This window comes from Polaromonas sp. P1_A2, from assembly GCF_056406895.1.
In genome coordinates, this window is the sequence record NZ_JBFTZI010000004.1 from 475981 (window position 1) to 502436 (window position 26456).

Annotated in this window: 18 protein-coding genes; 12 read left to right on the plus strand and 6 right to left on the minus strand. The window is 67.0% G+C overall.

What is annotated here, in order from left to right:
* Window positions 1–34: 34 nt before the first annotated feature.
* The 3 genes from AC1D09_RS18235 to glnE are packed head-to-tail and all read right to left on the minus strand — an operon-like array spanning window position 35 to window position 5117.
* Entirely contained in the window at window positions 35–1564 is a 1530-nt protein-coding gene (locus AC1D09_RS18235) for an efflux transporter outer membrane subunit (protein ID WP_477662105.1), read from the minus strand.
* Window positions 1551–2309, minus strand: a complete 759-nt coding sequence (locus tag AC1D09_RS18240) for a CerR family C-terminal domain-containing protein (RefSeq protein WP_477662104.1) — start codon at window positions 2307–2309, stop codon at window positions 1551–1553. Before AC1D09_RS18240 ends, AC1D09_RS18235 begins: the two co-directional genes overlap by 14 nt.
* 45 nt (window positions 2310–2354) lie before the next feature.
* A complete protein-coding gene (gene glnE, locus AC1D09_RS18245) occupies window positions 2355–5117 on the minus strand; it encodes a bifunctional [glutamate--ammonia ligase]-adenylyl-L-tyrosine phosphorylase/[glutamate--ammonia-ligase] adenylyltransferase (RefSeq protein WP_477662103.1) in 2763 nt (920 codons plus the stop codon).
* Between the two features lie 73 nt (window positions 5118–5190).
* Here glnE and AC1D09_RS18250 point away from each other — a divergent pair, with 73 nt between their 5' ends.
* Genes AC1D09_RS18250 through AC1D09_RS18265 form a run of 4 tightly spaced genes read left to right on the plus strand, consistent with a single transcriptional unit; the run spans window position 5191 to window position 12966 of the window.
* Window positions 5191–9435: a YhdP family protein gene (locus AC1D09_RS18250; protein WP_477662102.1), complete on the plus strand. Its 4245-nt coding sequence runs from the start codon at window positions 5191–5193 to the stop codon at window positions 9433–9435.
* Between the two features lie 2 nt (window positions 9436–9437).
* Window positions 9438–10244, plus strand: coding sequence for a carbon-nitrogen hydrolase family protein (locus tag AC1D09_RS18255; RefSeq protein WP_477662101.1), 807 nt, complete (start codon window positions 9438–9440; stop codon window positions 10242–10244).
* A gap of 13 nt (window positions 10245–10257) precedes the next feature.
* On the plus strand, window positions 10258–12330 hold the full coding sequence (locus AC1D09_RS18260) for a two-component system sensor histidine kinase NtrB (RefSeq protein ID WP_477662100.1): 2073 nt from the start codon (window positions 10258–10260) through the stop codon (window positions 12328–12330).
* 9 nt (window positions 12331–12339) lie between these two features.
* Window positions 12340–12966, plus strand: a complete 627-nt coding sequence (locus AC1D09_RS18265) for a response regulator transcription factor (protein ID WP_007870111.1) — start codon at window positions 12340–12342, stop codon at window positions 12964–12966.
* Between the two features lie 15 nt (window positions 12967–12981).
* Here AC1D09_RS18265 and AC1D09_RS18270 read toward each other — a convergent pair whose 3' ends face one another.
* A complete protein-coding gene (locus tag AC1D09_RS18270; RefSeq protein WP_477662099.1) occupies window positions 12982–13125 on the minus strand; it encodes a hypothetical protein in 144 nt (47 codons plus the stop codon).
* Here AC1D09_RS18270 and mltA point away from each other — a divergent pair.
* Both mltA and AC1D09_RS18280 read left to right on the plus strand, forming a co-directional pair.
* On the plus strand, window positions 13073–14320 hold the full coding sequence (mltA, locus tag AC1D09_RS18275; protein WP_477662098.1) for a murein transglycosylase A: 1248 nt from the start codon (window positions 13073–13075) through the stop codon (window positions 14318–14320). The genes AC1D09_RS18270 and mltA overlap by 53 nt on opposite strands.
* Before the next feature lie 18 nt (window positions 14321–14338).
* On the plus strand, window positions 14339–14665 hold the full coding sequence (locus AC1D09_RS18280) for a hypothetical protein (RefSeq protein ID WP_477662097.1): 327 nt from the start codon (window positions 14339–14341) through the stop codon (window positions 14663–14665).
* An 8-nt stretch (window positions 14666–14673) separates the two neighbouring features.
* Here AC1D09_RS18280 and AC1D09_RS18285 read toward each other — a convergent pair whose 3' ends face one another.
* The gene (locus AC1D09_RS18285; RefSeq protein ID WP_477662096.1) at window positions 14674–15318 is read right to left on the minus strand and encodes a hypothetical protein; all 645 of its coding nucleotides are present in this window, start codon (window positions 15316–15318) and stop codon (window positions 14674–14676) included.
* A gap of 135 nt (window positions 15319–15453) precedes the next feature.
* On the opposite strand from AC1D09_RS18285, the gene AC1D09_RS18290 reads away from it, so the two are divergent.
* Window positions 15454–15879, plus strand: a complete 426-nt coding sequence (locus AC1D09_RS18290) for a hypothetical protein (protein WP_477662095.1) — start codon at window positions 15454–15456, stop codon at window positions 15877–15879.
* A gap of 62 nt (window positions 15880–15941) precedes the next feature.
* On the opposite strand, the gene AC1D09_RS18295 is transcribed toward AC1D09_RS18290, so the two are convergent.
* Entirely contained in the window at window positions 15942–16415 is a 474-nt protein-coding gene (locus AC1D09_RS18295) for an Lrp/AsnC family transcriptional regulator (RefSeq protein WP_007870093.1), read from the minus strand.
* A gap of 183 nt (window positions 16416–16598) precedes the next feature.
* Between AC1D09_RS18295 and AC1D09_RS18300 the strand changes: the two genes are divergently transcribed.
* The 5 genes from AC1D09_RS18300 to AC1D09_RS18320 all read left to right on the plus strand — a co-directional run bounded on the left by AC1D09_RS18300 (window position 16599) and on the right by AC1D09_RS18320 (window position 26420).
* Entirely contained in the window at window positions 16599–20165 is a 3567-nt protein-coding gene (locus tag AC1D09_RS18300; protein WP_477701162.1) for an indolepyruvate ferredoxin oxidoreductase family protein, read from the plus strand.
* Window positions 20166–20374: 209 nt separating this feature from the next.
* Window positions 20375–20716: a preprotein translocase subunit YajC gene (yajC, locus tag AC1D09_RS18305; protein ID WP_036839126.1), complete on the plus strand. Its 342-nt coding sequence runs from the start codon at window positions 20375–20377 to the stop codon at window positions 20714–20716.
* A gap of 108 nt (window positions 20717–20824) precedes the next feature.
* A complete protein-coding gene (secD, locus tag AC1D09_RS18310; RefSeq protein WP_477662093.1) occupies window positions 20825–22702 on the plus strand; it encodes a protein translocase subunit SecD in 1878 nt (625 codons plus the stop codon).
* Window positions 22703–22739: 37 nt separating this feature from the next.
* Complete coding sequence (gene secF, locus AC1D09_RS18315) at window positions 22740–23693, plus strand: protein translocase subunit SecF (RefSeq protein WP_477662092.1); 954 nt, start codon at window positions 22740–22742, stop codon at window positions 23691–23693.
* Window positions 23694–23720: 27 nt separating this feature from the next.
* Window positions 23721–26420 (plus strand): DUF1631 family protein, encoded by a 2700-nt coding sequence (locus tag AC1D09_RS18320; protein WP_477662091.1) that lies wholly within the window; start codon window positions 23721–23723, stop codon window positions 26418–26420.
* Window positions 26421–26456 lie beyond the last annotated feature (36 nt).

A 26456-nucleotide genomic window follows, 5' to 3' on the forward strand; every position in this document is an offset into this window, starting at 1 on the left:
CTGTCAAAGGTGGCGGAGTGATGGCGTGGCGGCCTCAGGGCGCGGTGATGGCGGCGGGGGTGAATGGGGCGGGCACGTCCGACACCAGGGGCGGCACCGGCGGCTCGGCCGTCGTCCAGCCGCCACCCAGCGCGCGGTACAACGCGACCCAGGCGCTGCGGCGCTCGCGCTGCAGCGTGACCACATTGCTTTGCGCCGCCAGCAGCGTGCGGCGCGCGTCCTCGAGTTCGACCAGGCTGGCCAGCCCGCTCTTGTAGCGGGCCTCGGTGCCGGTGAAGGAGGCGCGGTAGCCTTGCGCGGCGACCAGCGCGTCGTCGTTGCGCTCGGCGGTGCTTTGCAGCTTGACCAGCGCTTCCTCCACCTCCTGCACGGCTTTGCGCACGCTGGCACGGTACTGGGCCACGGCGTCCTCGTAGCGGGCCTTGGCAGCCTCCACATTGGCCTCGCTGGCGCCGCCGTCAAACAGCGGAACCGTCAGCTGCAGCGGCCCGACCGTCCAGGTGTCAAAACGCTGCGTGGAGGCGCTGGTGCGCGACTTGGTGGTGAACACCGAGCCGCTCAGGCTGAGCCTCGGGAAGCGTTGCGCGCGCGCGCTGCCCACTTCCAGGTGGGCCGCATCCACCTCGCGCGCCGCGTTGAAGATGTCGGGCCGCTGGGCCAGGACCTCGGCGGGCACGCTGATGATGGGCGCCATCGACTCGCGCGCCAGGTCGGCGGGCGCGGTGGCGAGTTTTTGCCGCAGGGCGGGCTCTTCGAGGGCCGTGAGCGCCACCAGTGACTTGATGTCCAGGTCGCACAGTGTGCGCTGCTGGATGGCGTTGCCGTGCCCTTCCGCGGCGCTGGCGCGGGCCAATGCCGCGGTGGCGGGTGCCTGGAAGCCGGCTTTGGTGCTCAGCTCGGCGAGCCGCGCGGTTTCGGCCCGCGAGGCGGCGTCGGCGCGCGCGACCTCCAGCAGTTTTTCGCAGGCGCGCAAGCTGTAATACTGCGTCGCGACTTCGGCAGCAACCGAGACGCGCGCCGCATGCCACAGGGCCTGCGAACCTTCGAGGCGCTGCTGGTCGGCATCCCGGCTGGCCGCGTACTGGCCGAACAGGTCGATTTCCCAGGACGTCTGCAGGCCCGCCTCCAGCGTCGTGGCGATCGGCGGCGTTGCCCGGTTCACCGGGGCCGAGCGCCCGCGGCTGGCGCTGCCGATGGCGTCCAGCGTGGGCAGCATGGCCGCGCCGGAAGCCACGCGCGAAGCCCGCGCCTGCTCGATGTTGGAGCGCGCCGTCGAGACGCTGGGGCTGGCGGCCTCGGCTGCCATGATCAGTTCCACCAGCAGCGGGTCGTTTTGCTGCTCCCACCAGCGGGACAGCCCGGCCAGGCTGCCGCTGTGGGGCAGTGCCGCGGTGGTGCCCGCCGCCGCAGCCGGCAAGGGCGCCTGCCATTGCGTGGGCACGGGGGCGGCCGGTGTGTTGTGAGGCAGGTCCGTGGCGCAGCCGGCCAGCAGCAGTGCACAGGCGGCCAAAAGCCCCAGCGCCGGCAGGCGGGACGGCGTGCCCCGGGAATCAGGTTTTTTCATGGCTTGCGGTTTTCAGGTGCGGCGTGCCGGCCGCGGGATGGTCGGGAAGGTGTTTGCGCCGGGCCGCTTCGACGGCGACCATGGCTTCGGCATAGGCCACCAGGCTGGCGGCCCACTGCTCAACGGCGTCGGGCGTGCCGAATAGCTGGGGCCGGATCGCATCCACCACCTCGCGGCTGATGAACATGTGGATGGCCAGGCCGGTGATGGAAAAGGCCAGCCTGTGCACCTCGTCGTCGGCCTTGGCGAGCCCCAGGTGGCGGCACAGCACCTTCACCAGGGCCGCGTGCGCGGGCTTGATGCCGTTGTCGATTTCTTCGGCCCACAGGCCCGTGGGCTCCAGCATTTCGCGAAAATGCAGCCGGGTCGACAGCTGCACCAATTCCCCCTGGCGCAAAGGCTCCAGGAAACCCGCGAAAAAACCTTCCAGCGACTGGCGCAGCGTGAAGCTCGGCTGGTCGTACAGCGCGATGTCGTCGCGCGCGCTGCCCAGCGGTTCGGTGAACACGGCGCGGTACAGCCCCGCCTTGTCGCCGAAGTAATAGCTGATGGCCGCCACGTTGGCGCTGGCGGCCTGGGCGATGTCGCGTATCGAGGTCTTGGCAAAACCCTTCTCGGAGAACAGGCGCAGCGCCGCGTGCAGCAGGTGCGCCCTGGCGTGGGCGCCGTCGGAGCGCTGCTTGCGGGTTTCGCCTTCAGTGCCGGCGGAGCGCGAAACTGTTTTGGGGCGTGGATCGGCAGTCATGTGCCCGCATTAGAGCACATGAGTCAAACAATTGATTGAATTAAATCAATCGTTTGATTTGAAGGTGGATATCCACAACTGCCGGATGGCGTCGCACTCGGCCTGCAGTGCCGGCGGGCTGACCTGGGTCGGCTCCTCGTTGAGGCGCGCGCGGTGCTGCACGCGCCGCAGTTCGCGGTAGGCGGCGGCCGCGCGCTGGCCCACGCCGGGCGGCAACAGGCCGGCGGCCTCGGCGCGCTGCAGCAGGGAGATGTTGCCCACGTTGGCGATCAGCTCCGGGTGCCGCGCGGATTCGGACAGTACCAGGAATTGCACGGCGAACTCGGCGTCCACCATGCCGCCGGGGCTGTGTTTCACGTCGAATTTGTCGCCCCGCACCGGGCGCGCGCTGCGCACCTTCTCGCGCATGGCGACGATTTCCCCGCGCAGCGCCGCGGTGTCGCGCGGGGCGGTGATGACGGTCTCGCGCACCTGGTCAAAGCGCTGGCGCAACGAATCGCCGCCGAGCACGCAGCGCGCGCGCGTCATGGCCTGGTGTTCCCAGGTCCAGGCGGTGTTGCTGCCGCGCTGCTGCTGGTAGCGGGTGTAGGCCTCGAAGCTGGTGACCAGCAGGCCCGAATTGCCATTGGGGCGCAGGGCCGTGTCGATCTCGAACAGGTCGCCTTCGCCGGTCTTGATGGTCAGCCAGTTGATCAGCTTGCGCACAAAGGCCGCATAGACCTCGGGCGCGCGTTCGTCCTCGTCCTCGTAGACGAAGACGATGTCCAGGTCGCTGCCGTAGCCGAGTTCCTTGCCGCCCAGCTTGCCGTAGGCAATGATGGCGAACTGCGGCGTTTCGCGGTGGCGGTTTTTCAGGCGCTGCCAGCACCAGCGCGCGGTGATGTCCAGAATCGCCTCGGCCAGCGCGCTCAGGTCGTCGGCCACCTGCTCGACCGTGAGCACGCCTTCGAGGTCGCGCGCCAGCGTACGAAAGACCTCGGCATGGTGGGCGCGGCGCAGCAGGTTCAGGCAGGTTTCCTCGTCGTCCTCGCCGGTGCTGCGCAGGGCCGCCAGCCGCTGCTCAACGTCGCGGGCGAAAGCCGCGCCGTCAAAGCGTTCCTTGAGCAGCTCATCGCTGGCCAACTCGTCAATCACGCCGGGGTGCTGCAGCAGGTAGCGCGCGGGCCATTTGGCCGCGCCCAGCAGGCGCAGCAGGCGTTCATGCACGGCCGGGCGTTCCAGCAGCAGCGCCAGGTAGCTTTCGCGCCTGAGCAGGGGTTCTATCCAGTCGATGATGCGCACCGCGGCTTCTTCCGTCACCGTGCCCTCGGCCAGCCAGGCGGCGGTGCGCTGCACCAGCCGCGTCAGGCGCGCGCGCGAATCCTCGCGCAGGCCCAGCACGCGGGGATGCTGGCGCCACAGCGCCAGGCGGGCGCGGAACTGTTCGGGCCATTGTTCCGAGAGCTGCTCCAGCAGGTCGTCAAGCTGCTGCGGCGCGGCCTTGGCCTTGCCGCTGCAGCCCTTGCAGTCGGCCTTGCCGCCCAGCAGCTTGTCGAACTCGCCGGCCACCAGTTCGCGGTGCGCGTCGAGCTCGCTGAGAAAGGGGCAGCAGTTGCCGTAGCCCAGTGTTTCCGCGATCCAGGCCAGGTCGTCGTCGCGTGTGGGCAGCACGTGGGTCTGCTGGTCGTCCAGGTACTGGATGCGGTGCTCTACCCGGCGCAGGAAATCGTAGGCCCGCGCCAGCGCGTCGGCCGTTTCCTGCGGCATCAGGCCCGCGCGGGCCACGCGCTGCAGGGCGTCCACCGTGGGGCGGGTGCGCAGCTCCGGAAACTGCCCGCCGCGCACCACCTGCAGCAGTTGCACGGTGAATTCGATTTCGCGTATACCGCCGCGCGACATCTTGACGTCGTTGGCGCGTTCGGGATGGCCGGCGCAACGTTTGGCCGCATGCTCGCGAATCTGCCGGTGCAGGGTGCGCAGCGCGTCGAACACGTTGTAGTCGAGGTAGCGCCTGAACACAAAGGGCAGCACCGGGCCGCGCAGCGCCTGCGCGGCGCCGCTTTGCACGCACGCCAGCGGTGCCACCACACGGCTCTTGAGCCAGGCAAAACGCTCCCATTCGCGGCCCTGCGCCTGGAAATATTCCTCCAGCGCGCTGAGCGAGACGGCGGCGGGGCCGGAATTGCCGTTGGGCCTGAGCGCCAGGTCCACCCGGAAAACAAAGCCGTGCTCGGTGGCGTCGCCGATCAGGCTGAAGACGGCCTTGACCTGGTGCGCGAAGTATTCGTGGTTCGAGATCTGCCCGCGGCCGTCGCTGCGCCCGGCGGTTTCGCCGTGGTGGTCGTAGACATAGATCAGGTCGATGTCGCTGGAGACATTGAGTTCGCGCGCGCCCAGCTTGCCCATGCCGACCACCCACATCCGGGCGCGCTCCCCACCGGGGGCTTGCGGCGCGCCGTGCTGGGCGTCTAGCATGCGCGCCGACTCCCGCATGGCCACATCGAGCGCCAGTTCCGCCAGCTCGGTCATGGCGCAGGTCACGACTTTCAGCGGCGCCTGGTCTTCGCTGGCGCCGTCGCAATCGAGCACCACCAGCCTTTCCATCACGAGCTGGCGCAGCACCCGCAGCGCGGCGCCGGTTTCCAGCCCCTGCGCCAGCAGGGCATCCAGGGCGGTCTGCATGCTTGCCCGAACTGGTGCGCCGGGGGGTAGCAGCGGGAGCCATTCGGCGTAGCGGCGGCGCACGCGCTGGACAAAGCGGGAATAACCTGACGCGGCCGGCCCGGCGGCGGAGGGAGAGTCAGGGCTGGCGGTCAGGGCAACGGTCATCACACTACTTCACAAAACTTCATGGTCCCCCGCCGGGCGGATAAGCGCCCCGGCGGTCATAATTCTCTGGTCAATGGAGCCAACGATTCCCAGCCTGTCCACCCTGCCGCCGCGCCGCCTGCACTGGCTTGCCTTGATCCTGCGCATCCTGTTGTGGCTTGTCGCCGCGGCCTGGCTGCTCTTTGGCCTGAGCTGGTTCGTGCTGCATGGCTGGATTGTGCCGCGAATCGGCGAATTCCGTCCGCGCCTGGAAATAGAGGCCAGCAAGGCCTTGGGGGTGCCTGTGCGCATAGGCGGCATCACCGCGCATTCCCAGGGCATGATCCCTTCCTTCGAGTTGAGCGACGTCACCTTGCTGGACGCGCAGGGCCGCGAAGCCCTGAGGCTGCCGCGCGTGCTGGGCGCCCTGTCGCCTTCCTCGATCTGGGGGCTGGGCTTTGAGCAGATCTACATCGACAAGCCCGAATTGGACATACGCCGCGCCGCGGACGGGAAAATCTATGTGGGCGGGCTGGACGTCTCGCAGGACCGGGCCGGCGGCCAGAGCGCCGCGGCCGACTGGTTTTTTTCGCAAACCGAATTCGCCATACGCGGCGGCACCGTGCGCTGGACCGACGAATTGCAGCGGGCGCCGCCGCTGGCGCTCACGCAGGTCGATTGGGTCATGCGCAACGCGCGTCGCCGCCACCTCTTGCGCCTGGACGCCACGCCGCCCCCCGAATGGGGCGACCGCTTCACCGTCAGGGGCATATTCCGCCAATCCCTGCTGTCCGGCAGCGCCGGCGACTTCGACGCCTGGACCGGGCAGCTGTTTGCCGAATTCGTCCGTGTGGACGCGTCGCGCATCCGCCAATACCTGAACATGGACACACTGGGCGTGGAGCTGGCGCGCGGCAACGGCGCGCTGCGCGCCTGGGCCGACGTGAGCAAGGGCCGTATCACCGGCGGCACCGCCGACGTGGCGTTGCAGGACGTGGATGCGCGCTTCGGCGCCAAGCTCCAGCCGCTGGCCTTCGAATCCGTCGCGGGGCGCATAGGCGGCGGCCAGCGCGCCAACGGCTTTGACTTCAGCACCGAGGGCCTGCGCTTTCGCACCCGTGACGGCCTGCAGTGGCCGGGCGGCAATGTGGCCCTGGCGCACACCGGCGACGAGGCCGGCGTGCCGCAGCACACCGAGCTCAAGGCCGACAAGCTCGACCTGGCCGCGCTCGCGCAGATTGCCAACCGCCTGCCGCTCGATGCCGCCACGCACGGTTTCATCGCCTCCTTCGCGCCCAAGGGGCTGGTCGAGACCGTCGAGGCGCGCTGGCAAGGGCCCATCGCCGCGCCCAGCACCTATGCCGCGAAAGGCCGGGTGGCCGGCCTGAGTGTTGCGGCGCTGCCGGCACCCCAGCCGCCGGCGGCGGCGGCTCCCGCACCCGCTGCGCCGCATGCCGCGGTGCATCCCAAGACCGGCAGGCCGGGCATCAGCGGCGCCGCGATTGACTTTGACCTCACCCACGAAGGCGGGCAGGCCAAGGTCAAGATCGCCAACGGCGCGCTCGACCTGCCCGGCGTTTTTGAGGATTCCCTGGTGCCCTTCGACCAGCTGGCTGTCGAGGCCCAATGGAAGTTCTCGGGCCGCAAAATCGAGGCGCAGCTGCGCAACCTGCAGTTCGCCAATGCCGACGCGCAGGGCCAGGCGCAGGCCAGCTGGCGCACGGAGGACGTGGCCGGCCCGGCGCCCGCCGCGGGCGCGCCCGACCTGCGTTTTCCCGGCGTGCTCGACCTGCAGGGCAGCCTGAGCCGGGGCGACGGCGCGCGGGTGCACCGCTACTTGCCGCTGGTGTTGCCCGAGCAGGTTCGCCACTACGTGCGCGACGCGGTGGTGCAGGGCCAGGTCAGCGACGTGAAGTTCAAGGTCAAGGGCCCGCTCGAGCACCTGCCCTTCACCAACCCGGCGCAGGGGGATTTCCGGGTGTCCGCCAAAATTCACGGCGGCCACTTCGCCTATGTACCCAAAACCATACAGCCGGCCGGCACGGCGCCCTGGCCGGCCCTGGCCGAGCTGGGCGGCGAACTGGTCTTCGATCGCGCCTCGCTGGAAGTGAATGGCGCCAGCGGCAAGGTCGCCGGCCTGCCGGGCCTGCAGCTGGCCAAGGGCGAGGCGCGTATTCCGGACCTGACCCATGATTCGACGGTCCACGTGAATGTCGAACTCAAGGGGGCGCTGGCCGACGCGCTGGGCTTCGTCAACCAGTCGCCGGTGGGCAGCATGACCGGCCACGCGCTGGCCGGGGCCAAGGCCGGCGGCACGGGCGACTACCGCTTTCGCCTGGAGCTGCCCATTCATTCGATCGACAAATCGCGCGTCGAAGGCACGGTCACCCTGCCCGGCAATGACGTGCAGTTCGCGGCGGCCGTGCCCATGCTGGCAAAACTCAAGGGCGTGGTGAACGTCAGCGAAAAGGGTTTCTCCGTCGCTGGCGGCCAGGCCAAACTGCTGGGCGGCGATGTACGCTTTGACGGCGGCCTGAGTTCGCAGCCGCGTGCCACGGGCAGCGCCGAGACGGAAACCGTCGCGACCTTCAAGGCGCAAGGCAGCGTGAGCGCCGAAGGCATGCGCCAGGCCAGGGAGCTGGGCCCGCTGGCGCGCATGGCGCAAAACGCCAGCGGCAGCACGGCCTACACCGCGACGCTCGGGTTTCGCCGCGGCGTGCCGGAGCTGGCGATTTCCAGCAACCTGCAGGGCATGGCGCTGAACCTGCCCGCGCCCTTGAACAAAACTGCCGACGCGATGCTGCCGCTGCGCTTTGAAAATGCCTTGCTGCAGGCTTCCATGGGCCCCGGGCAAAAACTTGAAGACCAGCTGTCGGTCTCGATAGGGCGCACGGCCTCGGTGGTCTACGTACGCGACCTGAGCGGCAGCGAGCCGCGCGTGATTCGCGGCGGCATCGCCGTGGGCCTGGAGCCCGGCGAAGCCGCGCCCATGCAGGAGACCGGCGTGGCGGCCAACATCAACCTGGCCCATGTGGACCTCGACGCCTGGCAGAGGCTGCTGGGCGACTCCACGGTCGGCGGAACCTTGCAGGCGGCCCCGCCGGCGGCGTCCGCGGCGCTCAACCGCTCGGCCGCGAACGCCGCCATGAGCTACCTGCCGACCACCATGGCCATACGCGCCCGCGAACTGGTGGTGGAAGGGCGCAAGCTCAACAACGTGGTGGTGGGCGGCTCGCGCGAAGGCTTCACCTGGCGCGCCAACATCGACGCCAGCGAGCTCAATGGTTATGTTGAATTCCGCCAGCCCGGCGGCTTGGGCGCCGGGCGCGTCTATGCGCGGCTCTCGCGCCTGAGCCTGGAACCCGGCGCGGCCAACGAGGTGGAAGCCATCCTGAACGAGCAGCCGGCCAGCATCCCGGCCCTGGACATCGTCGTGGAAGACCTGGAACTGCGCGGCAAGAAACTGGGACGGGTCGAGATCGACGCCGTCAACCGCGGGGCCTCCAGCGCGGCGCGCGACGGCGTGCGCGAATGGCGGCTGAACAAACTCAACGTGATCCTCCCCGAGGCCGTGCTGACGGCCAACGGCAACTGGGTGGCCCTGAACGCGCAGGCCGTCGCTGCCGCGGGCGGCAACCGCGCCGCGCGTGCGGTCGCCGAACGCCGCCGCACGGTGATGAATTTCAAGCTCGAAGTCGCCGACTCGGGAGCCCTGCTCAAGCGTTTCGGCATGGGCGAGGTGATTCGCCGCGGCAAGGGCAAGCTCGAAGGCCAGGTGGCCTGGGTGGGCTCGCCGCTGAGCTTTGACTATCCGTCCATGAGCGGGCAATTCAACGTCAATGTCGAATCGGGGCAGTTCGTCAAGGCCGACCCCGGCATCGCCAAGTTGCTGGGCGTGCTGAGCCTGCAATCCCTGCCGCGCCGGCTGGCGCTGGATTTCCGCGACGTTTTCTCCGAAGGCTTCGCCTTCGACTTCGTGCGCGGCGACGTCAACATCAACCAGGGCGTGGCCTATACCAACAACCTGCAGATGCGCGGCGTCAATGCCGCCGTGCTCATGGAGGGCTCGGCCGACATCGCCAGGGAGACGCAGGACATCAAGGTCGTGGTGGTGCCCGAGATCAACGCTGGCACGGCTTCGCTGATCGCCACCGCCATCAACCCGGCCATAGGGCTGGGCAGCTTCCTGGCGCAGATGTTTTTGCGCCGGCCCCTGATACAGGCGGCCACCCAGGAGTTCCACATCGACGGCACCTGGTCCGACCCCCGGGTCACCAAGCTGGACCGCAAGGCCCAGGCCGACAGCAAGCCCAGCCAGGCTTCCACGGAGACGCGCTGACCATGAAAGTAGCCGCTATTCAAATGGTGTCGGGCACCCGCATCGAGGACAACCTCGAGGTGGCGCGCCAGTTGCTCGGGCAAGCCGCGGCGCAGGGCGCCGAACTCGCGGTGCTTCCCGAGTACTTCTGCATCATGGGCCGCAAGGACACCGACAAGCTGCAGTTCCAGGAGTCTCCGGGGCAGGGGCCCATCCAGGATTTCCTGGGCCGCTCGGCGCGCGAACTGGGACTCTGGATCGTGGGTGGCACCCTGCCCATGGCCACGGAGGATCCTGCCCGCGCGCGCAACTGCTCGCTGGCCTACGCGCCTTCGGGGGAAAGCGCGGCCCGCTACGACAAGATCCACCTGTTTCGCTTCGCCCAGGGCCAGGAAGACTACGACGAAAGGCGCGTGCTGGAACCCGGCGCGCAGCCCGTGCGTTTCGAGCTTGCGTCGCGCGACGGCCAGGTCTACACCATAGGCATGAGCGTCTGCTACGACCTGCGCTTTCCCGAGCTGTACCGAGCCCTGCAGGCCGACGTGCTGCTGGTGCCCAGCGCCTTCACCTACACCACCGGCCAGGCGCACTGGGAAGTCCTGCTGCGCGCGCGGGCCATCGAAAACCAGGCCTATGTGCTGGCGGCGGCCCAGGGCGGTGTCCATGAAAACGGGCGCCATACCTGGGGCCACACCATGGCCGTCGATCCCTGGGGGCAGATCCTCGCCGAGCGCGAGGAGGGCGCGGGGGTGGTGATGGCCGAAGTCCAGGCCGCCAACCTGCGCGGCGTGCGCGAGCGCCTGCCGGCCTTGGGCCACCGCGTCCTGTAAGGAGCCGCAGGGCGTGAAGTTTGCGCGCATCAACGTGAGCCGGGCCAGCCGGCGATGGGCGCTGTGGGGCCTGCTGGTGGCGCTGGTCGTCGCCTTGCTGGGCATCCTGGTGTGGCTGGCGGGGCGCTATGAATCCAGCATGGTGCAAAGCCGGCTCGAGCACGACGCCGCTGAAACCGTCACCGACATCCGCTCGGGCCTCACGCGCAACATCCAGACTTTCCAGGCGCTGCAGTCCGGCGAGCGCACCCCCGGGGCCTGGCATGCGCCGGCCGCCGAAGTGCTGCGCGAGCACCGCGAGATCATGCGGCTCGAATGGCGCAGCGAGTCGCTGGACGTGCTGGCCTTTGTCGAGACTCCCTACCGCACTTCGGTGTTCGAGCGGCTGGGCAGGGCCAGCATGCAGGCCGACGTGGCCCTGACCTGCACCACGGCCCGGCGCCTGAGCGGCTCGGCCTATTCCACCAGCTATTTCATGCCGCAGCCCGACGGCCTGGGCCTGGAGGTGCTGGACATGTGCCTGCCCATCGTGGTGGGCGGCCGCCTCGCGGGCTACACCGTGGCCACCTATTCGCTGCAGGACATTCTGGGCGAGCTGGTGGGCCGGCAGCTGGCGCGCGGCGTCGGCCTGTCCTTCACCGAGGCCGACGGCACGCGGCTGGCGCTGCACGGCGTGCCCTCGCGCGGCAACCGCATCTACATCGCGCAGCAGCTGCTGGACCTGCCGGGCAACACGCTGGTCGTGCGCATGGAGAGCCGGCTGGGCACGCCGGCCCTGTTTCCCAACGTGCTGACCGCGCTGGTGACCGCCATGTCGCTGGCGCTGATGGCGGTGCTCTTCCTGCTGGCCAGGGACATGCGGCGCAGGCTCAAGGTCGAACACGACCTGGGCGAGGCGCTGGCCTTTCGCAAGGCCATGGAGGACTCGGTGCTCACCGGGCTGCGCGCGCGCGACCTGCAGGGCCGCATCACCTATGTGAACCCGGCTTTTTGCAAGATGGTGGGCGTGGAAGCCAAGGATTTGCTGAACCAGAGTTTTCCCTCGCCCTACTGGCCGCCGGAGCTCGCCGGTGTCTACCAGCAGCGCCAGGAAATCCGGCTGGCGGGCAGCAACCTGCCGCGCGAAGGCCATGAGTCGGTGTTCATGCGGCGCGACGGCACGCGCTTTCCGGTGCTGATCATGGAGGCCCCGCTGATCAACGCCGTGGGCAAGCACACCGGCTGGATGAGCGCCATCCTGGACGTGAGCGAGCAGCGCCGCGTCGAGGAGCTCTCGCGCGCCAGCCAGGACCGCCTGCAGGCCACGGCCAGGCTGGCCATGGTCGGTGAAATGGCCTCGCTGCTGAGCCACGAACTGAACCAGCCGCTGGCGGCGATTTCGAGTTACGCCACCGGATCGCTCAACCTGCTGCAGGAGGAAACCGGCGCGGCTGCCCCGACGCCGGCTCCGCTGTCCGAAGACCTGCAGTTGGCCATGCGCCGCATCGCCGAGCAGGCCGAGCGCGCCGGCAAGGTCATCAAGAGCGTGCACGACTTCGTGCGCCGGCGCGACCAGGTGCGCGAGGCGGTCCAGCCGCGCGCGCTGCTCGACGCCATCATGCCGCTGGTGAGCCTGCAAGCCCGCAAGCTAGGCGTGCGCGTCGTCATCGAGGTCGATGAAGCCTGCGAGCCCGTGCTGTGCGACCGCACCATGGTCGAGCAGGTGCTGCTCAACCTCTCGCGCAACGGCATGCAGGCCATGCAGGCCCTGGCCGAAGGCGCGCAGCCGGCCGGCGGCGCGGCGCAGGCTGAAAAGGTGCTGACCCTGCGCATACGCCCGGCCGCTTCCAACGCGCACAGCCGCTGGGTCGAGTTCGCGGTGATCGATCGCGGCGAGGGCATTGCCGGGGACGTCGCGGAGCGGCTGTTCACGCCCTTTTTCACCACCAAGGAAGAAGGCATGGGCCTGGGGCTCAGCCTGTGCCGCACCGTGATAGAACAGCACGGCGGTTTCCTCGGATTTGAAGCCGCCGAACCGCAGGGTACGATTTTCAGTTTCACCCTGCCCGCGGCGCCGCCCCGGGACGGCGATCCACCGCAAGCCTGAAGGACAGCCATGGAACCGATTCACAATGCCACGGTCTACATCGTCGACGACGACGCCAGCGTGCGCGACGCACTGGCCTGGCTGCTGCGTTCGCGCCGCCTGCTGAGCGAGACCTTCGACAGTGCCGAGGCCTTTGACGCCCGGGTGTCCAAGGGCTTCGAGGTGCGCTCGCCCTCCTGCCTGCTGCTGGATGTGCGCATGGCCGGCCTGAGCGGCCTGGCCATGTTTGAAAAACTGATCGGCTATGGCTTGCTGCCGACCTTGCCGGTGATTTTTCTCACGGGCCATGCCGACGTCCCCACCGCCGTCGACGCCGTCAAGCGCGGGGCCTTTGATTTTTGCGAAAAACCGTTTTCGGACAATGCGCTGGTGGACCGCATCGAGCAGGCGCTCAAACATTCCGCCGCGGCGCTGGCGCAGCACAGCGAGTCCACCGGCCTGCAGTCCCGCATCGACGGCCTCACCGACCGCGAGCGCGACGTGATGCGGCTGGTCGTGGGCGGCCTGCCCAACAAGCTGGTCGCGGACCAGCTGGATATCAGCGTGCGCACCGTGGAAGTCCACCGCGCGCGGGTGTTTGACAAAATGGGTGTCAAATCGGCGGTGGAGCTCGCCAACCTGCTGCGCAATCTGTAGTGCCGCAGGCCGGATTTAATCCTTGCGGGGCTGTGCGGCGGGCGCCGGCGGTTCCGGCTCCTTCAGTTCGCCGTTCTTGCGGCCTGAAAACATCGTCCACCACACAATGAACACCAGCAGCAGCAATGCCCCCAGGGCTTCCAGCAAAAGTAAGGCCATGACATTTCCTTGGATTCCGTCGATACGCGCCAGGCATGAAAGGCGTCCCATGCGCTCCATGCGGATGGGGACGATTATCGCCATCGCGGCTTTGCTGGCCTCCTGCGCCAGCCCGCCGCTGCCGCCTTCATCGGTACCGGGAGAGCCCACCGCAGCCGGCAGCCGCCCCGGCGATTCCGGCCCCTTGCCCGCGCCCATGTTGCAGGGCAAAAGCCGCTGGGTCGCGGTGCGCTGGGCCGAACTGCCGGGCTTTGAGGAGGACGCGCTGTTCGAGGGCTGGAACGCCTGGCTCAAGAGCTGCGAGCGGCCGGGCCCGGTGTTTGCGCCCCTGTGCGCCGAGGTCAGGCGCCTGAGCATCGCCTCGGCCGAAGCGCAGCGCAACTGGATGGTGAGCCGGCTGCAGCCCTACCGGGTCGAGAACCTGCAGGGCGCGGCCGACGGGCTGCTGACCAGTTATTACGAACCCGTGCTCAAGGCCAGCCGCCAGGCCGGCGCCGGCTACGAAGTGCCGCTGTACCGCCCGCCGGCCTCGCTGGCCAGCCGCAAGCCCTGGTACTCGCGCCAGGAAATCGACACCCTGCCCGAAGCCAGGGCGGCGCTGCGCGGCCGCGAGATCGCCTGGCTGGCCGACCCGGTCGAGGCCATGTCGCTGCACATCCAGGGCTCGGGCCGGCTCAGCCTGACCGAGGCCGACGGCTCGCAGCGCATGGTGCGCGTGGCCTATGCCGGCTCCAACGAGCAGCCCTTTCGCAGCGTCACCCAATGGCTGCTGGACCAGGGCGAAGGCCGCATGACGGCGCCCTGGGTCGAATCCACCAAGGCCTGGGCCGCGAGAAACCCGCCGCAGCGCGTGCAGCAGATGCTCTGGAGCAACCCGCGCTACACCTTTTTCCAGGAGCAGCCCCTGAGCGAGCTCGACGCCGCATTCGGCCCCAAGGGCGCGCAGGGCGTAGCGCTCACGCCGGGTCGCTCCATCGCGGTCGATCCGGGCAGCATTCCCTACGGCACGCCCGTGTGGCTGGCCTCGCGCGGCGGGGCCGGCAGCCTGCAAAAACTGGTGCTGGCCCAGGACACCGGCAGCGCCATCGTGGGCGCGGTGCGGGCCGACTATTTCGCCGGCACCGGGCCCGAGGCCGGCCAGCTCGCCGCGCGCATGAACCAGCCGCTGCGGCTGTGGGTGCTCTGGCCCCGCTGAACCTTCCAGGAGCCATCAATGAACAAGCCATGGAACCTCTGTGCGGCGCTGCTGGCCGCGGTGGCATTGGGCGGCTGCGCCGGCGGCAACTGGCAGGCCGACGGCCCGCTGTACCGCTGCGAGCACGGCATAACGTTCCGCGTCAAATTCATCGACGACACCGCGCTGCTGGAAGGACCCGGCGGCCAGGACCTGCTGCAGCGCGATGCCGGCGGCGAGGGCCCGCGGCAGACGGTGTACAGCAACCCGCGCATGCGCGCCGAATTCGGCCTGGGCGCCAGCGGGCGCGAGGCGGTGCTGCGCTATCCCTTGCTGCCTCTCGTCGCGCGCTGCGTGCGCGACTGAATTCTTTTCTAACGTACGGAGAGGCGGACTTCGACCCGCATTCCATCCCGCCGGGTGGATTGCCGGCTGTCGGCGATGCCGCTGCTGCTGCCGGCGCTCGCGTCGTCGGACTCCGCCACGGTCACCCATTCCCCGAGGCGCACGCTCAGCGACGTGCTGGTGGACGATGAGGACAAGGGCGCCATCGGCGACGAGCCGGTGCGGCTGGCCTGCCCCGCGGCCAGTTCCAGCTCCACGCTGTCGCCGCCGTACCAGAGCGGCCGGGCCGAAAAACCGCTGTTGGCATCGATGAACACGGTGGCGGCCTGGCGTCCCTGCACCAGCCGCAGCGGCTGGCTGTTGCCCAGGTTGATGTTGGCGGGGCGGCCGTTGAGCACCAGCACACGCTGCACCAGATCGCGCGTGTCGCTGCGTTGGCTATCCTGGGCCGTGATATGGCCATTGGCGCCCGAGCGGCCCGGCTGCAGCACGATCCCGCCCTGCGCGCCCAGGGCACTCTGCGAGCGCAGGCTGCTGCCGGCTTGCCGCACTTCGATCTGCAGGTTGCGCATGGGCAGCGCCTCGGGGCCGGCCGGCTGCGCCATCAGGCTGCCTGGTGCCAGCATGAAGGTCATCAGGGACAGCGCGCAAATGGCATTGCGGAATTTCGTCATGGCGGGCTCCGGGGTGGCAAAGAGGAAAAACGAAAAGGGCGGCCTCACGGGGAGATAAAGTACCCGCTTGCGTCAAGGCAAGCTAACATCGTACTGAAGTCAGCCGGGCAATTGCCGTTTCACGCCATTGAGGCCATGAGCGCCGCGCCCAAACCTGTGTTCCCCATGAGCCCGAAAACAAAAGTCATCGCCTGGATTTTTGGCATTGTTGCCGCGTATGCCGCCAGCGTCGGCATCGGTGCCTATCGCATCGTTTCCTCGGAAATGTTTCCGCCGGCCAAAAAAGGCGTGGCGGCGTATCTGGTTGCCACGAACTCAAATGAAGCCAATAAGCCTGTCTACTTTAAGTGGTGGTCTTCCTGGTATTTCAAAAATAGCGCCTCGGACGGGCTGGCCCAGTTTTTACTTTGCACTTCCTCGGCAAATTGCCACTCCGTCGTCGCCTATATGGAGTTGGGCAAATGGCAAATCAACGTGGACGGCAATATGATCAATACCGACAAGTGGGTAATCCTGCCGGACGGCAGAATGGTGAATGCCGAGAAACCGTCCCGGAAATGAAGACCTGGGCGATCTCCAGCCATACAAGCACCTCACTTTTGCAAGCGCTTGGCCGCGTGCATCTAGGCTAAATGCCCCAGCGGCAGCGCGCTGCTGGCCTTGACCTCCCCCAGTGAAAAACTGGTGTGCAGGTCCTTCACATTGGGCAGGTTGATCAGGTTCTGCAGCGCAAACTTGCTGAAGGCCTCCAGGTCCTGCGCCACCACCTGCAGTTCAAACGTGCCGGTGCCGCTGATGTAGTGGCAGGACACAATTTCCGGCAGCTTTTTGATAGCCTCCTCCAGCTGGCGCGTGGCGTCGCCGCTGTTGCGGTCGGCGTCCAGCCGCACAAAAGCCAGCACGCCCAGCCCTATCTTGTGGCGATTGATCTCGGCCCGGTAGCCGGTGATGAAACCGCTTTCTTCCAGCGCCCGCACACGCCGCCAGCAGGGCGCGGCCGACAGCCCCACGCGCGAAGCCAGTTCGGTGTTGGTCAGCCGTGCGTCGCGCTGCAACTCATTCAGGATGGCGATGTCAAACTTGTCTAATGTTTCCATATTTGCCATTTTGCAGCAAGATTCTTTCTGGAAGTGGGCTAAATAGGGCAAACAAAGCAAAGACATATCAGGGCCGGCGGCATACACTTTGCATGCATATAGAGGGCCCGCCCTAAGCGGGCGGCGGCCCTTTTGCAGCTGCCCACAAGGCGGTATCAAAAACAGTCCTGGAGACCCACGAACATGAACGCGCCCCTACCTGAACACATCCGCAAGGCCCTGGAAACGGTCACGCTTGACGATAAATATTCTTTAGGGCACGGCCGCGCTTTCATGAGCGGCGTGCAGGCGCTGGTCCGCCTGCCCATGCTGCAGCGCACGCGCGATGCCATGGTGGGCCTGAACACGGCGGGTTTTGTCAGCGGCTACCGCGGCTCGCCGCTGGGCGGCTACGACCAGGCGCTGTGGGCCGCCAAAAAGCACCTGGCCGCGCAGAACATCGTGTTCCAGCCCGGCGTCAACGAGGAGCTGGGCGCCACCGCCGTCTGGGGCACCCAGCAACTGGACCTGTACCCGCAAAGCAAAAAATTCGACGGCGTGTTCGGCATCTGGTACGGCAAGGGCCCGGGCGTGGACCGTTGCTCGGACGTCTTCAAGCACGCCAACATGGCGGGCACCGCCAAACACGGCGGGGTGATCGCGATTGCCGGCGACGACCATGTCTCCAAGAGTTCCACCGCCGCCCACCAGAGCGACCACATCTTCAAGGCCTGCGGCCTGCCGGTGTTCTTCCCGTCCAATGTGCAGGACATCCTGGACATGGGGCTGCATGCCTTTGCCATGAGCCGTTTTTCGGGCGTCTGGTCGGGCATGAAAACCATCCAGGAAGTCGTGGAGTCGTCGAGCTCCATCCTGGTCGACCCCGACCGCGTGAAGATCATCCTGCCCGAAGACTTCGAAATGCCGCCCGGCGGCCTGCACATCCGCTGGCCGGACGCGCCGCTGGAGCAGGAAGCCCGGCTGATGGACTACAAATGGTATGCGGCGCTCGCGTACATCCGCGCCAACAAGCTCAATTACAACGTCATCGCGGGCCCCAAGGACCGTTTCGGCCTGATCGCCAGCGGCAAGGCCTTCAATGACACGCGCCAGGCGCTGGCCGACCTCGGGCTGGATGAGCCCACCTGCCACCAGCTGGGCATACGCCTGCACAAGGTCAATGTGGTCTGGCCGCTGGAGGCGACCATCACGCGAGACTTCGCCGAAGGCCTGCAGGAAATCCTGGTGGTGGAGGAAAAACGCCAGGTCATCGAATACCAGCTCAAGGAAGAGCTCTACAACTGGCGCGCCGACGTGCGGCCCAATGTGCTGGGCAAGTTCGACGAGCCCGAAGGCGACCAGTCCGGCGGTGAATGGGGCCGCTCCAACCCGAGCGACAACTGGCTGCTGCGCGCCAAGGCCGACCTGACGCCGGCCATCATCGCCAAGGCGATCGCCAAGCGCCTGAAAAAACTCGGCGTGCCGGCCGATGTGGTCTCGCGCATGGACGAGCGCCTGGCCGTGATCGAGGCGCGCGAGCGCGCGCTGGCCGAAGCCAAGGCCGACACCGGCGAGCGCGCGCCCTGGTTTTGCAGCGGCTGCCCGCACAACACCAGCACGCGCGTGCCCGAGGGCTCGCGCGCCGTCGCCGGCATAGGCTGCCACTACATGGCGACCTGGATGGACCGCTCCACCTCCACCTTCACGCAGATGGGCGGCGAAGGCGTGACCTGGGTGGGCCAGGCGGCCTTCACGACCGACCAGCACATTTTTGCCAACCTCGGCGACGGCACCTACTTCCACAGCGGGCTGCTGGCGATACGCCAGGCCATCGCCTCGGGGGTGAACATCACCTACAAAATCCTCTACAACGATGCGGTCGCCATGACGGGCGGCCAGCAGGTCGGCGAGCGGCCCGAGGGCCACTCGGTGCTGCAGATCATGCAAAGCCTGCGCGCCGAAGGCGTGGCCAAGCTGGTGATTGTGACCGACGAACCGCAGAAATACGACGGCGCGCCGCTGCTTGAGGGCGTGACGGTGCACCACCGCGACGAGCTGGACCGCATCCAGCGCGAGTTCCGCGAGATCAAGGGCACGACCGCCATCATTTACGATCAGACCTGCGCGACGGAAAAGCGCCGGCGCCGCAAACGCGGCACCCTGGTGGACCCGGAAAAGCGCGTGGTGATCAACGAGCTGGTCTGCGAGGGCTGCGGCGACTGCTCGGTGCAGTCCAACTGCCTGTCGGTCGAGCCGCTGGAAACCGAATTCGGCCGCAAGCGCCGCATCAACCAGAACACCTGCAACAAGGACTATTCCTGCGTGAAGGGCTTCTGCCCCAGCTTCATCACCGTCGAGGGCGGGCAGCTGAAGAAACCGAAGAAAGAAAAGAAGGGTGGCGTCTCCGGCCTGCCGCCGGTTCCCGAGCCGGTATTGCCCGTGGCGGAAAACGCCTGGGGCATTGTCGTGGGCGGCGTGGGCGGCACCGGCGTCATCACCATAGGCCAGTTGCTGGGCATGGCGGCCCATATGGAAGGCAAGGGCGTGGTCACGCAGGATGCGGGCGGCCTGGCGCAAAAAGGCGGCGCCACCTGGAGCCACATCCAGATCGCCAACCGCCCCGAGGCGATCTACACCACCAAGGTGGACACCGCCAAGGCCGACCTGGTCATAGGCTGCGACCCGATCGTGGCCGCCAGCAAATACACCCTCACCGTCATGCAGCCGGGCCGCACCTATGTGGCCATGAATTCGCACGGCACGCCGACGGCGGCCTTTGTGAAGAACCCGGGCTGGCAGTTCCCCGGCGGCAATTGCGAAAGCGCCGTAACTTCCGCAGTGGGCGCTGACTTGTTGGGCAGCTTCGATGCCGAGGAGGTGGCGGTGCAGCTGGTGGGCGACTCGATTTACACCAACCCGTTGATGCTGGGCTTTGCCTGGCAAAAGGGACGCGTGCCGCTGTCGCATGCCGCGCTGATGCGGGCCATCGAGCTCAACGGCGTGCAGGTCGACAACAACAAGGCGGCTTTTGAATGGGGCCGTCGCTGCGCGCACGACCTGGCCTCGGTGCGGGCGCTGTTCAAGGCGGCGCAGGTCATCGAATTCGTGAAGAAGCCGGCCCTGGCCGAAATGCTGGCCAAGCGGGTGGACTTCCTCACGGCCTACCAGAGCGCCGCCTACGCCCAGGCCTACCAGTCCTTTGTCGAACAGGTGCGGGGTGCCGAGGCGGTGCTGGGCAAAACGACGCTGACCGAAGCCGTGGCGCGCTACCTGTTCAAGCTGATGGCCTACAAGGACGAGTATGAAGTGGCGCGCCTGCACACCGACACGGCCTTCCTGGGCAAGGTCAACGCCATGTTTGAAGGCGACTTCAAGCTGCATTACCACCTGGCGCCGCCCCTGATCGCCGCCAAAAACGACAAGGGCGAGCTGCAGAAGAAGCAATTTGGCCCCTGGATGCTGGGAGCGTTCAAGCTGCTGGCCCGCCTGAAGGGCTTGCGCGGCACGCCGCTGGATGTGTTCGGCCGCACCGAAGAGCGGCGCACCGAGCGCGCCCTGATCGAGGAATACAAGGCCAGCCTTTCGGAAGTGCTGGCGGGGCTGACGGCCGAAAACCATGCCACGGCGCTGGAAATCGCCCGGATTCCCGAAATGATCAAGGGTTATGGCCATGTCAAGGCGCGCCATCTGGCCGCCGCGCGGCCGCAGTGGGCCGCCTTGATGCAAGCCTTTCGTAGCCCCGGATCTACCGTCCAGCGGAAAGCGGCCTGAGCCCGCCCGGGCCTTTCCCTCCCGATGAGGGCCGCCGCGGCCATGCCCGCGGCGGCCCTTTGCGCGTAAAGCCGGCTTGAAAAGCCCCTGGCGCGCGCCAGTTACCCCTTGGGGCGCTTGCCCCGCCGCATACAATCGTGGACTCCGTGCACCGTCCGTGCCGGACGGCGCGCGCGCCAGTGTGTTTTTATTATGTTGTGGAGTTAGCCGTGTTCATTTCTTCCGCCTTTGCCCAAACCGCTCCCGCTGCAGCCGCCGGTGGTGACATGATGTCCTCGCTGACGGGCATGCTGCCCCTGGTGCTGATGTTTGTGGTGCTGTATTTCGTCATGATCCGCCCGCAGATGAAGAAGCAAAAAGAGCACCGCGCCATGATCGACGCGCTGGCCAAGGGCGATGAAGTCGCGACGGCCGGCGGCCTGCTCGGCAAGGTGACCAAGCTGGGCGATGCTTACCTGACCCTGGAACTGGCCCCCGGCGTTGAAGTGCAGCTGCAGCGCAGCGCCATCATCCAGGTCCTGCCCAAGGGCGCGATCAGCACGGCCAAGTAAGTCTTCAAGGCCCCGTGAAGCTTCACGGGGCTTTTCGGTATATCGGGGCTGCTGCGGCTTGATGCGGGCGCCCCTTTTGTTCATTTGTCCACCAGGAACAGCCCTCCCATGAATCGTTATCCGGCCTGGAAGTACGCCATCATCGTGGTCGCGCTGCTGATCGCGGCTTTGTATACGCTGCCCAATTTCTTCGGCGAAGCGCCCGCGGTACAGGTATCCAGCAGCAAATCCACCATCAAGGTCGACAGCACGACGCTGGCCAAGGTCGAGCAGGCTCTGAAGGACACCGGCATCGCGGCCGACGCCATCACGCTCGAGGGCAGTTCGATCAAGGCGCGTTTCGGCGACACCGACACGCAGCTCAAGGCCAAGGACGCCATCCAGAAAGCCCTGGCGCCCGACGCGAACGACCCGGCCTACGTGGTCGCGCTCAACCTGCTGTCGCGCTCGCCCGCCTGGCTGACCTCGCTGCACGCTTTCCCGATGTACCTGGGGCTGGACCTGCGCGGCGGCGTCCACTTCATGCTGCAGGTGGACATGCAGGCGGCGCTGACCAAACGCGCCGAGTCCCTGGCCGGCGACATCCGCCTGTCCCTGCGCGAAAAGAACGTCCGACACGGCGGCATCAGCCGCAACGGCCAGGCCATTGAGATCAGGCTGCGCGACTCCGCCACCCTGGCCTCGGCCAAGGGGCTGATCCAGGACCAGTTCGCCGACCTGCAGACTGTCGATGTGCCGGACGGCACGGAGTACAAGCTGACGGCGTCCATCAAGCCCGAAGCCGCGCGCCGCATCCAGGACCAGGCGCTCAAGCAGAACATCGTGACCCTGCACAACCGCATCAACGAGCTGGGCGTTGCCGAGCCGGTGATCCAGCAGCAGGGCATAGACCGCATCGTGGTGCAACTGCCCGGCGTGCAGGACACGGCCAAGGCCAAGGACATTCTGGGCCGCACCGCCACGCTGGAAATGCGCCTGGTGGACGACAGTGCCGAAGCCCGGGCCGCCGCCAGCAATACCGGCGCGGTTCCTTTCGGCGACGAGCGCTTCTTCGAGCGCAACGGCCAGGCGGTGATCGTCAAGAAACAGGTGATCCTGACCGGTGAGAGCCTGACGGACGCGCAGCCCGGCTTTGATTCGCAGAACCAGCAGCCCAAGGTGGACCTCACGGTCGACGCCAAGGGCGGGCGCATCATGCGCGACACCAGCCGCGAGAACCTCAAGAAGCGCATGGCCATTTTGCTGTTCGAAAAAGGCAAGGGCGAGGTGCTGACCGCGCCCGTCATCCAGGGCGAACTCGGCAACCGCTTCCAGATTTCCGGCTCCATGAGCGTGACCGAGGCCAATGACCTGGCGCTGCTGCTGCGCGCCGGCTCGCTGGCCGCGCCCATGGAAATCATCGAGGAGCGCACCATAGGCCCGACCCTGGGCGCCGACAACATCTCCAAGGGCTTTCACAGCGTGTCCTGGGGGTTTGTCGTGATTGTCGCCTTCATGGCGGCCTATTACATGCTGTTTGGCTTGTTCTCCGGCCTGGCCCTGGCCGTCAACCTGCTGCTGCTGGTGGCGGTGCTGTCCATGCTGCAGGCGACCCTGACATTGCCCGGCATGGCGGCCATGGCGCTGGCGCTGGGCATGGCCATCGACTCCAACGTGCTGATCAACGAACGCGTGCGTGAGGAGCTGCGCAACGGGTCGTCGCCGCAGGCGGCCATCCACGCCGGCTACGAACGGGCCTGGGCCACCATCCTGGACTCCAACATCTCGACGCTGATCGCCGGTCTGGCATTGCTGGCCTTCGGCTCAGGCCCGGTGCGCGGCTTTGCGGTGGTGCACTGCATAGGCATTCTGACCAGCATGTTCTCGGCGGTGTTTTTCTCGCGCGGCCTGGTCAACCTCTGGTACGGCCGCCAGAAAAAGCTCAAGTCGGTCTCCATTGGCACCGTGTGGCGGCCCGCCGCCTCCGGCGCCGTGGCGACCAAATAATCCCGGCCTTTTTCTCGAGTTTCCCCAAGGACCCCAGATGGAATTCTTCAAAATCCGGCGCGACATCCCGTTCATGCGGCATGCCCTGATTTTTAATGTCATCAGTTTTGCCACCTTCGCGCTGGCCGTCTTCTTCCTGATCACGCGCGGCCTGCACCTGTCGGTCGAGTTCACCGGCGGCACCTTGATGGAGGTGAACTACACCCAGGCGGCTGACGTCGGCAAAATCCGCGACACCGTGGCCGGCCTGGGATTCACCGACGTGCAGGTGCAGAACTTCGGCACCTCGCGCGATGTCATGATCCGCTTGCCGGCCCAGAAGGGGGTAAGCACCGCCCAGCAAAGCGACAAGGTGCTGGCGGCCCTGAAGGCGGCCAGCCCCGAGGTGACGCTGCGCCGCACGGAATTTGTCGGCCCGCAGGTCGGTGAGGAATTGGCCCACGACGGGCTCAAGGCGCTGGCCATGGTGGTGTTCGGCATCATGGTCTACTTGGCCTTCCGTTTTGAATGGAAATACGCGGTGGCGGCCATCATCGCCAACCTGCACGACGTCGTCATCATCCTGGGCTTCTTCGCGTTCTTCCAGTGGGAGTTTTCGCTGGCCGTGCTGGCCGCCGTGCTGGCGGTGCTGGGCTATTCCGTCAATGAGTCGGTGGTGATCTTCGACCGGATCCGCGAGAACTTCCGCCGTTACCGCAAGATGAACACCATAGAGATCATCGACAACGCGATCACTTCCACCATCAGCCGCACCATCATCACCCACGGCTCGACCCAGATCATGGTGTTGTCGATGTTGCTGTTCGGCGGCCCGACGCTGTTCTACTTCGCCCTGGCGCTGACCATAGGCATTCTGTTCGGTATTTATTCCTCGGTTTTTGTGGCCGCCGCGATCGCGATGTGGCTGGGCATCAAGCGGGAAGACCTGGTCAAGGCGCCGGCCAAAAAAGGCGAAGATCCGAATGACCCCAACGCAGGGGCTACGGTGTAAGCTATAGGTTAATCACCCAGGGCGGTCGTGCCAAGCAACAAAAATAACAGTCTTCTGGTCGAGCAGGCTCGCGCGCTGTTTACGGAGCGTGCCGCACGGATATTGCCCGCGCTGGCCAAAACCATTCAAGACAAGCTGTCCGCGCTGGTCGACCAGCCGGGCAGCGCCCGCGACATGCAGGAAAGGCGCGACGGCTGGCTGGCCTTCCAGAAAAGCGGCGATGCCTGGGTCCGCGGCACGACCGCCGCCTGGGCCAATGCGCGGACCATCCCCGCCGCCAATTCGCCGGCCCGCTTCCTGGACAGCGGAAAATTCGAATTGATGGACAACGACGTGATGGAGGACAAGATCCTCGCCTCACGCTTGGCCTTGCGCCTGCTCGATTTCACGAGCTGGGAACTCAACGACCTTCGTTTGCGCATCCAGAACCTGGAGGGGATCACCGAGCTCCACAAGCAGGACATCCTGCGCCCCGAAGTGCTCGCCCAGCACCTGGTGGAGCAATGGGGCAAGGCCGGCCTGCCGCGCGAGGTCTGGCTGGCGGTCCAGAGCGGCATCCAGAAGGACATGGGCGAGCACCTGCTCGAAACCTACCATGCCACCAACGAATTCCTGGTGCAGCAGGGTGTGATGGCCGAGATCGACCTGAGGCCGCTGGTCAAGCGCACGCCCTCGGCCGCCGGCACCGGCGTCCCGGCCAAAACGGCACCCGAAGCGCAAAGGGGAAGAGATCCGCAGGGTGAGGGCGGTCCGGCCGGCTCCGGCATGGGGGGCGGCGGGGCTTACGGCGGCGCCGGCGGCGGCAATGCCTCCCCTTCTTATGGTGAATCCACCGGAAGCGCAGGCCCGTCCTTATCCGGCGGCCGCGGCCAGGCTTCCATGGGTGGCGTCCGTGGCGGCGTCGCCCGGGGAGGCGCTTCCGGCGCGGCTTCGTCCAGGGCCGGCGGCGCTGAATCCGCCTACGGCGGCACCGGCGCTGGTGCCGGCAGTGCTGCGCGGGGCGCAGCAGGTGCCGCGGCCGGTGGCGGTGCGCGAGGCGGGCAGGGTGGCGGGCAGGGTGGCGGCCGCTTCATGGGCGCCGGCGCGGCCGGTCCGGGCTTCCAGGGCGGCCCAGGCAACGGTGCCGTACACGCCGGCCAGCACCAAGCGGCAAAAGGCCCGGAAGCCACCACGGGCCCCGGCCAGGGGGTGTACGACGAAACCCGCCTGCAGACCGCCACCACGCCCCTGGCCCGGGCGCGCATGCGCGCCCAGGGCGTGATGGGGCAACTCAAGCGCCTGCTGTCAAACCAGGCGGCGGGCTTCGACGATACGCGGCCCAGCCAGGCCTCGCCGCAGCTGGCGCAGGCCATGGCCAGCGTGGAGCGCGTGCAGGAAACCGGCGGGGAGCGTACGCTGCTGGTGGATGCGCCGGGACAAGTCTACGGCCAGGCGCAGGTGGACCACGCCGTGGGCGTCCTGCGCGAACGTACCACCAAGCTCAAGGAGGCCGCGTCCACTTCCTCCGAGAAGGCGACGATTGAAATCGTGGCCCTGATGTTCCAGAGCATCCTCGCGGAAGACCGGATTCCCGCGGTGATCCGTGTCTGGTTCGCGCGCCTGCAAATGCCGGTGCTGCGCGTGGCGATCTCGGAGCCCGAGTTCTTCGAGTCGCTGCAGCATCCCGCGCGCCGGCTGATAGACCGCATGGGCTCGTGCGTGCTCGGCTTCGACGTCACGGTGGCGGGCGGCGTGCTGGAAGCCGAGATCAAGCGCGTCGTGCAGGTGATCGAGCAATACCCCGAAACCGGTCGCCGGGTGTTCCAGCTCGTCTACGATGAATTCGACAAATTCCTGTCCCGGTTTCTTTCGGAGCACGGCAACGCCGCCCGCGTGGTGAGCGTGGCCCAGCAGGTCGAGCAAAAAGAGACCATGACCATCCAGTACACCATTGAGATGCGCAACATGCTCAATGACATGTCGGTGCGCGATGAAATCCGCGAGTTCCTGTTCAAGGTGTGGGCCGAGGTGCTGGCGATCGCCGCCATGAAGAACGGCCCGCAGCATGAAGAGACCCTGACGCTCAAGCGGGCCGCCGTCGACCTGGTGTGGGCGGCGAGCGCCAAACCCAACCGCAATGACCGCGCGCGCGTCATCGCCGACCTGCCCAAGCTGCTGCAGCTGCTGCGCCTGGGGATGTCCATGCTGGGCCTGAGTGTCGCCGACCAGGACGGGCACCTGAAAGTCATCAGCGATACGCTGGCCGATGCTTTCATGTCCAAAACCGAGGCCATTCCCGTGGAGAAGGTGGAGGCCATGGCCAAGCGCCTGACCAACCTCGAGGATTACCTGTCCGATGAAGATGTCGGGGACCTGCCCCTGGACACCGACAGCCTTGTGACCATGATCGGCATAGATGCCACCGACATCGAGGTGATCGCCGACGGCGGCAGCCACCCCACCGAGGCCATGCGCGCCTGGGCCAAGGAATTGCAGTTGGGTTCCTGGTTCAGCCTGGACCACAACGGCAAGGTCAGCCATGTGCAGTTCGCCTGGTGCAGCGGCCGCAAGCAGCTGCACCTGTTCGCCTCCGCCGACGGCCGCAATTTCCTGATCCAGGCGCGCCGCCTTGCGGCCTACCTGCAGGCGGGCTTGCTGGTGCCGACGGAAGAAGAAGCGCTGACGGTGCGCGCCACGCGCGATGCGCTGGCCAAGCTGGACGCCAATCCCGAGCGCCTGCTGGGCTAGGCCTTTAATTTACGTATTTGGGGGAGCGGCCCCTGG

Coding starts and splice junctions, on each gene's coding strand:
- AC1D09_RS18290 (WP_477662095.1), top strand. CDS start 15,454: ATGAGCGCCGCGCCCAAACCTGTGTTCCCCATGAGCCCGAAAACAAAA.
- AC1D09_RS18280 (WP_477662097.1), top strand. CDS start 14,339: ATGAACAAGCCATGGAACCTCTGTGCGGCGCTGCTGGCCGCGGTGGCA.
- AC1D09_RS18300 (WP_477701162.1), top strand. CDS start 16,599: ATGAACGCGCCCCTACCTGAACACATCCGCAAGGCCCTGGAAACGGTC.
- AC1D09_RS18270 (WP_477662099.1), bottom strand. CDS start 13,125: ATGGCCTTACTTTTGCTGGAAGCCCTGGGGGCATTGCTGCTGCTGGTG.
- AC1D09_RS18265 (WP_007870111.1), top strand. CDS start 12,340: ATGGAACCGATTCACAATGCCACGGTCTACATCGTCGACGACGACGCC.
- mltA (WP_477662098.1), top strand. CDS start 13,073: ATGAACACCAGCAGCAGCAATGCCCCCAGGGCTTCCAGCAAAAGTAAG.
- AC1D09_RS18250 (WP_477662102.1), top strand. CDS start 5,191: ATGGAGCCAACGATTCCCAGCCTGTCCACCCTGCCGCCGCGCCGCCTG.
- secD (WP_477662093.1), top strand. CDS start 20,825: ATGAATCGTTATCCGGCCTGGAAGTACGCCATCATCGTGGTCGCGCTG.
- AC1D09_RS18240 (WP_477662104.1), bottom strand. CDS start 2,309: ATGACTGCCGATCCACGCCCCAAAACAGTTTCGCGCTCCGCCGGCACT.
- glnE (WP_477662103.1), bottom strand. CDS start 5,117: ATGACCGTTGCCCTGACCGCCAGCCCTGACTCTCCCTCCGCCGCCGGG.
- secF (WP_477662092.1), top strand. CDS start 22,740: ATGGAATTCTTCAAAATCCGGCGCGACATCCCGTTCATGCGGCATGCC.
- AC1D09_RS18235 (WP_477662105.1), bottom strand. CDS start 1,564: ATGAAAAAACCTGATTCCCGGGGCACGCCGTCCCGCCTGCCGGCGCTG.
- AC1D09_RS18295 (WP_007870093.1), bottom strand. CDS start 16,415: ATGGAAACATTAGACAAGTTTGACATCGCCATCCTGAATGAGTTGCAG.
- AC1D09_RS18255 (WP_477662101.1), top strand. CDS start 9,438: ATGAAAGTAGCCGCTATTCAAATGGTGTCGGGCACCCGCATCGAGGAC.
- AC1D09_RS18285 (WP_477662096.1), bottom strand. CDS start 15,318: ATGACGAAATTCCGCAATGCCATTTGCGCGCTGTCCCTGATGACCTTC.